The sequence below is a fragment of the Kitasatospora sp. NPDC057512 genome (assembly GCF_042802135.1).
Taxonomy (GTDB): Bacteria; Actinomycetota; Actinomycetes; order Streptomycetales; family Streptomycetaceae; genus Kitasatospora.
In genome coordinates this window covers 1-6,778 of record NZ_JBHVET010000483.1, presented here as the reverse complement: position 1 = coordinate 6,778, position 6,778 = coordinate 1, and the positions used below count along the sequence as shown (strand labels likewise).

Annotated in this window: 5 protein-coding genes; 1 reads left to right on the top strand and 4 read right to left on the bottom strand. The window is 76.2% G+C overall.

The genetic code is table 11. The features are described 5' to 3' along the window. From ligA to ACFU6K_RS26920, 3 genes are all read right to left on the bottom strand, one after another. Window positions 1-1,812 (bottom strand): NAD-dependent DNA ligase LigA (gene ligA / locus ACFU6K_RS26930; RefSeq protein WP_380667196.1); only part of this gene is annotated, 1,812 nt, incomplete at its 3' end. Window positions 1,813-1,901: 89 nt separating this feature from the next. Further along, complete coding sequence (locus ACFU6K_RS26925) at window positions 1,902-2,945, bottom strand: hypothetical protein (protein WP_380667194.1); 1,044 nt, start codon at window positions 2,943-2,945, stop codon at window positions 1,902-1,904. Next, the gene (locus ACFU6K_RS26920; protein ID WP_380667192.1) at window positions 2,946-4,448 is read right to left on the bottom strand and encodes a phenylacetate--CoA ligase family protein; all 1,503 of its coding nucleotides are present in this window, start codon (window positions 4,446-4,448) and stop codon (window positions 2,946-2,948) included. Between the two features lie 395 nt (window positions 4,449-4,843). Between ACFU6K_RS26920 and ACFU6K_RS26915 the strand changes: the two genes are divergently transcribed. Further along, window positions 4,844-5,485: a hypothetical protein gene (locus ACFU6K_RS26915; RefSeq protein ID WP_380667190.1), complete on the top strand. Its 642-nt coding sequence runs from the start codon at window positions 4,844-4,846 to the stop codon at window positions 5,483-5,485. Window positions 5,486-5,536: 51 nt separating this feature from the next. Here the strand turns inward: ACFU6K_RS26915 and ACFU6K_RS26910 are convergent, their stop codons facing one another. Then, window positions 5,537-6,655, bottom strand: a complete 1,119-nt coding sequence (locus ACFU6K_RS26910; protein ID WP_380667188.1) for a hypothetical protein — start codon at window positions 6,653-6,655, stop codon at window positions 5,537-5,539. Between the last annotated feature and the right edge of the window lie 123 nt (window positions 6,656-6,778).

The following is a 6,778-nucleotide window of genomic DNA, read 5'->3' as shown; positions in this document are numbered from 1 at the left end:
GAGCGGGCCCCGGTCGTCGGCGGGGCCGTCGGCGGTGTCGCCCTCCCCCGCCGCCGTGACGGCGGGCGCGGCCGGGGCGGTGACGGCGGTGCCGACGCCGAGGGCGGCGAGGCGGTCCAGCAGCGGGGCGAGTTCGGCGAGTTCGGCGGCGACGACGCGGGCCTTCTCGGTGCCGATGCCGTCGACGCCGGCCAGGGTCTCGGCGTCGGCGGCCCGGATCGCCGCCATGGAGCCGAAGTGCGCGGCGATCCGGCGGGACATGGTCCGTCCGGTGCCGCGGACGCCGAGGGCGCAGAAGACCCGGTTGAGCGGCCGGGTGCGGGCGGTGGCGATCGCGGCGAGCAGGTTGTCGGCGCTGGTCTCCCCCATCCGGTCCAGGGTGAGCAGCTGTTCGCGGGTGAGGGTGAACAGGTCGGCGAGGTCGGTGACCAGGCCGGTTTCGACGAGTTGGACGGCGCGGGTGCCGCCGAGGCCCTCGATGTCGAGCTGGTCGCGGCCGGCCGCGTAGAGGACGGAGGCGACGGCCTGGCAGTCGCGGCCGCGCACGCAGCGCCAGCGCTGTTCGCCGGTGTCGATGGCGTCGCCGCAGCGCGGGCAGGTCTCGGGGAAGGCGATCGGCCGCTCGTCCCCGGTGCGGGCGTCGAGCACCGGGGCCTCGACCCGGGGGATCACGTCGCCGGCGCGGTAGACGAAGACCTGGTCGCCGATCATCAGGCCGCGCCGTTCGATGTCGGCGGGGTTGTGGAGGGTGGCGAAGGTGACGGTGACGCCGTCGATGACGACGGGTTCGAGGACGGCGCGCGGGGCGATGACGCCGGTGCGGCCGACGTTCCACTCCACCGCGAGCAGCCGGGTGACCTGGTGCCGCGCGGGGAGTTTGCGGGCCACCGCCCAGCGCGGCGCGCGCGAGCCGGAGCCGGCCTCGGCGCGGTCGGCGGCCAGGTCGGCCTTGACGACCACGCCGTCGATCCCGAAGGGCAGTTCGGCGCGCAGCGCGGCGATCTCCTCGACGCGCCGCTGGACCTCGGCGGTGTCGGCGCAGCGCCGGGGGCGGGCGGCGGTGGTGGCGGCGGTGTGGGCGCCGAGGGCGGCGAGGTGGTCCAGCAGGGCGCTGTGGGCGAGGCCGTCGGGGCCGATGGCGTCGTAGGCGAAGAAGGTGAGTTCGATCCGGTAGGGGCGGTCCTTGGCCCGCAGGGTGCCGGCGGCGCCGTTGCGCGGGTTGGCGAAGGGGGTGGCGCCGTGGTCGGCGCGTATCCGGTTGGCGTGGTCGAACTGGTCCTGGGTGAGGAGGACTTCGCCGCGCAGTTCGATGTCGGCGGGTTCGGTGAGTTCGGCGGGCAGGCCGAGGACGGCGTCGGCGGCGTGGGTGATGTCCTCGCCGGCGAGGCCGTCGCCGCGGGTGACGACCTGCTGGAGGCGTCCGGCGCGGTAGCGGGCGGCGATGGCGAGGCCGTCGAGCTTGGGCTCCACGCACCAGGCGGTGACGGGGCGGCCCAGGCGCCGTTCGAGGCCGGCGGCCCAGGCGTCGAGCTCCTCGGCGGAGAACACGTTGTCCAGGGAGAGCATCGGGGCGCTGTGCGGGACGTCGCCGTTCGCGGCGCCGCCGGCCACCTTGCCGGTCGGCGAGTCGGGCAGCGCCTGGCCGGGGTGGGTGCTCTCGTAGGCGGCGATGGCCCGCAGCAGGGCGTCGTACTCGTCGTCGCCGAGCGGGGTGGAGCCGTCGGTGTAGTACGCGGCGGCGGCCCGGACGGCGGTGGCGACGGCGTCGGCGTACGCGGACGGGGAGGACAGCGGTGCTGCGGTGGCGGTCATGCGGGAATCATGGCGGCCGGCACTGACAGGGCCTCGGGGCGCGCGCCGGCAGGGCCTCGGGGCGCGCGCCGGCGGAACGCCGGGAGGTGTCAGACCAGCCGGGCGGTGGTGGGGGCGTCGGCGCCGTTGCGGCGGGCGTCGCGGCGGGCGTGGCCGGGGGTGGGGCCGGTGCCGAGGACGCGGCCGTCGGCGAGGGCGAGCCAGGTGCCCGGGGGTGTGCCGTCGGGGACGGGGGCGGCGAGGGCGGCGGCGGGTTCGTGGCCGGCCGAGGACGGGAGCGGGAGCGGACGGTTCTCGCGCCACTGGGCGGTGGTGCGCTCGCCGCCGGTGCGGCGGCGCCAGTACAGGTGCTGGGCGACGATCAGCGGGCCCAGGGCGGTGAGCAGCGGGAATCCGGTGGTGAGCCAGCCGGCGGCGAAGCAGGCGCTGACCGCGCTGGTGGTGAGCAGGCCGACGAGGGCGGCGACGGTGGCGGCGGTGCGGCCGTGGGCCTTGGCGGCGACGAGCGGGTAGAGGACGAGCAGCAGGAGGTCGCCGAGGCCGACGGCGACGGGGGCCGGGCCGCCGGTGAGGGCGAGCAGGGGGGCGAAGGGGCGGTCCTGGACCTGTGCGAAGAAGCGGGCGGTGGTGTCGGTGAGGGTGGTGGCGGCCAGGTCGTAGCCGGTGAGGACGGCCGCCAGGGCGGCGGTGTGGCCGGAGCGCAGGCCGCTCTGGGTCCAGAGGTTGGCGACGCCGACGACGGCGGTGGCGATCATCAGGTCGCTGCCGGTGCGGGCGGCGGCGGGGTGGCCGGTGAGGGCGGCGAGCGCGGTGGCGGCGGTGGCGGTGAGGGCGGCGGCCCAGGACCAGGGGGTGGCGCGCAGCCGGGTGGCGGCGAGCAGCGGGGCGAGGGTGAACTGGACGGCGAGGCAGGCGACGAGGCCGAAGAGTGCGGAGACGGCGGCGGCGGGCAGGGCGGTGTAGAGCAGCGGGGCGAGGACGACGCCGGCGCACAGGACGGCGATGTCGCCGCCGGTGTAGACGCCGACCGGGGGGCGGGGCATCCGGACGCGGGCGAGGTACCAGGCGGCCAGGGCGGTCTCGGCGGCGACGGCGGCGCTGAGGGCGGCCAGGGCGGCGGGGTCGACGGTCATTCAGCGCCTTCCGGGGACACGGTCGGGGGCGGCGGGGGTGCCGGGGACGGCGGGGACGTCGAAGGTGTCGAGGGTGTGCTCGCGCAGGTCGGCGCGCAGGGGCGCGGTCGGCGGCATGGCGGCGCGGTCCTCGTACAGCAGGATGTCGGCCAGGCGCAGGCCGGCGGCGCGGGCGCGGTCCTCCAGGCGGCCGCGCAGGGCGGTGGCGGGCAGGCGGTCGACCAGCAGGTGCAGGCGGGCGGGTCCGTCGGGGCCGTCGGGGCCTTCGGTGAGGGCGTGGCGGGCGGGAAGCGGGACCTCGGGTTCGGCTTCGACCAGGTCGAGCACCTCGCGGGTGGTGACGGTGCGGCTGAGCGGGCCGTTCCAGCGGCCGAGGATCTCGGAGGTGGCGGGCAGGTGGGCGAGTTCGCAGTCGGGCGGCTCGGCGGGGAGGCGTACGAGGTCGCCGGTGGCGTAGCGCAGCAGCAGGGTGCACTCGCGGTAGGGCACGTAGGGGGTGTGCACGACGGTGCCGGTGGCGCCGGGGGCGGTGGGTTCCCAGGTGAGCGGGTCGAGGACTTCGAGGTGTCCGAACTCGGTGGTGTGGTGGAGGTGGCCCCGGGTGCAGGGGGTGGCGCCGGAGGGCAGGATCTCGGTCATCAGGTAGGCGGAGGTGGCGGTGGCGCCGAAGACCTCCTCGGCGCGCCGGCGCAGCGGCGCGGAGAGCACCTCGCCGCCGACGCTGATCGACTCCAGGCCGAAGTCGGCGTCGCGCCACTTGTGCTGTTCGGCTTCCTGGACGAGGGAGGCCAGGTAGGAGGCGGAGGTGGTGAGGTGGGTGATCTGGGGGTCCTTGCCGGGCAGGCCGAGCGGGGCGGCGAGGCGGTCGAGGGCCACGGCTGGTGCGATGGTGCCGAGTTGGACGAAGCCGGCGCCGGCGCGGGTGGCCGACTCCTCGGCGTTGACCAGGGACAGGGTGGCGCGGGAGCAGCCGGCGTAGGCGACGGTGTGGCGCGGGCGCAGGCCGAGGCCGAGCACGGCGGAGATGGTGCTGAAGGCGATGGCGCACTCGAGTTCGGCGCGGGAGAACCACACGGCGGTGGGGGTGCCGCTGGTGCCGGTGGTGAGCGCCTGCAGGGCGGGGCGGGCGGCGTCGGAGACGAAGGCGGCGGGCAGGGCGCGCAGGGCCTGCTTGGGGGTGACGGGGACGCGCGACCAGTCCCCGGGCTCCAACCGGTCGGGGTCGAGGCCGAGTTCGGCGAAGGTGCGGCGGTAGTAGGCGGTGTGCCGGGCCGCGGTGCGGGCGGTGGCGCGCAGGCTGCGGCGGGCCACTTCGCGCCGTACCTGCGGGTCGACGTGTCCGGCGCGGCCGGGCAGCAGGGCGGAGTCCTCGCCGGGCTCGCCGAACTCGGCGATGGTGGCGACCAGGTCCCGGGCGAGGCGCTCCAGGTCGCGGGGTCGGATCCGACGGTTCGTCAGGATCGCTGCGCCGTAGCGCAGTTGGCTCAGCGCGGTCGCGAACAATCGGTCTCCCAGGCCAGGGTCGGACGATGGGCCACCCGGCCCCGGCCGGGGTCGGTCGGATCAGACCATGTGCAGGAACATCGCGGCGGTGAGGGTGCTGAAGGCGTACTTGAGGTAGTGCTTGACCATGATCGGTTCTCCCTCGTACGGGCGGCCGGCCGCCCTGGCCGGGCGCAGCGGCGGATGCCCGGGGCCGGCTTCCGGCCTGCGGGCAACGGCAGTATAGGGACGGTCCGGCGGTGCGCAACAGGCTATGTGCACGGCCAACCCTCCGTTTGTGCAGGGGAGTTCGGGGTTGTGGGTGTGCGGTGGGGGTGTTCTGGGCACGATCTGACGAATCCATGCCGGGTGTCGGCCGTGTGGCGGTCCGACACCCCCTCCCCCGAGGAGTCCCCTTGGCGAACACCTTCCTGCGGCGGCTGTCCTTACCCGCCGCGCTCGCCGTCCTGACCGTCGCGGCGTCGGCCTTCTCCACCGGTACGGCCCACGCGGCCGAGCCGGGCGGGCCGTGCGACCCCCGCGTCTCCCAGACCGGGCTGTACGAGGTCTCGACCGCCGTCGTCGAGCCGGTGCTCACCCACTGGAAGGGCATCACCATCGCCCCGGGCACCACCGGCACCATCGAGACCACCGTGTCCGAGGTCCAGAGCGTCAGCACGACCTTCAACGCCTCGACCGAGATCAGCACATCGGTCAGCGTGTTCCTGGCGAAGGTCGCCGTGAAGGTCGGGTTCTCCGTCCAGACCACCAAGTCCACCACCAGCACCTGGTCCCAGAAGGTCACCTACAACGTCAACCGCCCCGGCGACTACATGGTGTTCAAGGGCACCCATCGCATCCAGGGCAAGGCCGACGAGTACGTCTGCGTGAACCACCCCTGGAGCGACCCCGGCGACGGGTACTGGGCGTACCTCTTCGGGTCCCACCCCACCTACAGCACCTTCGACGCCGAGATGGAGGGAATCGTCTCCTGCGACACCCCGGTCAACCCCGGCACCGTCCAGGAGCTGGCCCGCAACATGCTCGTCTGCCACTGAGCCCCGCCCCCGCCGGGGGCCGGTCCGTGCCCAGGACCGGCCCCGGGCGGGTCAGCGCCGGGGTACGGCGGTGTGCGGGATCGCGAGGTCGGCCATGCGGTGCAGGACGGCGGCGGGGATCGCCGGGTTCCGGGCGGCGGTGTCGGCCCGGCACGGGTCGAGCAGCAGCGGCACCAGGTCCTCCGGGGGCAGGGCCGGGTTGACGCGGGCGAAGTGCCGCACGCCGCTGTCGGGGTCGGCCGCGAGCACGGCCGCGGTGGCGGGGGCGAGCCGGGGGTCGGCGGCGGCGGCCCGGCGGACGGCCGGATCGGGGTCGGCGGCGGCGCGTTCGACGTGGGCGGCGGTGGCGGCGGGGTCGTCGAGGGCCAGGGCCCGCAGGCGCGGGTTCGGGTCGGCGGCCAGGCGCAGCAGGCCCTGGCGGGGGAAGCGGGGGTGGTTGCGCGGGCGGCCCGGGAAGGAGAGGCTGCCGTCCCACCAGGCGGCCGTGTCCAGGAGCATCCAGGGCGGGGCGCCCTCGCAGGACTCGGCGAGGTGGATCCGCACCGCGCGGTCCTCGTCGCGGGCAAGGAGTTCGGCAACGTCGGCGGGCAGGCGCGGCGCCCGGGCGACGCTGCGGCGGACCAGCACCTTCGGGGAGGCGGCGAGCAGGCGCATGGCCTCGGCGTCCGCGTGCCGGGCGACGACCCACGGCAGCTCGCTGGCGTGGGCGGCGGGGTCGATGTCGGGGACTTCGGCGGCCAGCGCGGCGAGTTCGGCGAGTTCGGCGGAAGCGGCGGGCGGGGCGGCCTCGCCCGGCGAGGGCTTGAGGGCGCTCCCGGCCAGCTCCGCGAACAGCTCGCGCATCGCCGCCCCGGGCGTGGCGGCGATCAGCCGTTCCCACTGGGCCGGTGACAGCCGACCGCTCTCCGCGGCGGCCATCCGCACGCGCCGGTCGGGGTGGGCGATCGCGGCGTCCAGGACTCCGTCGGGCAGGTCGTCGCGGTACAGGAAGTGGTGCTCGCCGGCGTCCAGGAGGCGCAGGAGCAGGCCGGCGGGGGCCGCGCGGTTGTGGCCGAGCCCGGACAGCCAGGCGAGGCCAGTCGCGCGGTCGACGGCGGTGGCGCGGGTCAGCGGGGTCCAGACGGGGCCGGGCTCGGCGGGCTCGGCGGAGGGTGTCGGTGCTGGTGTCACCGGCCGGAGCCTACGCCCACCGCCCGTACGGTCCACGGGGCCGGGCAGGTCGGAGCGGCGGGCGCAGGCGCGAACGCCGGCGGCGCGGCGGCCCGGACACCCGATCCCCCAGGTGTCCGGACC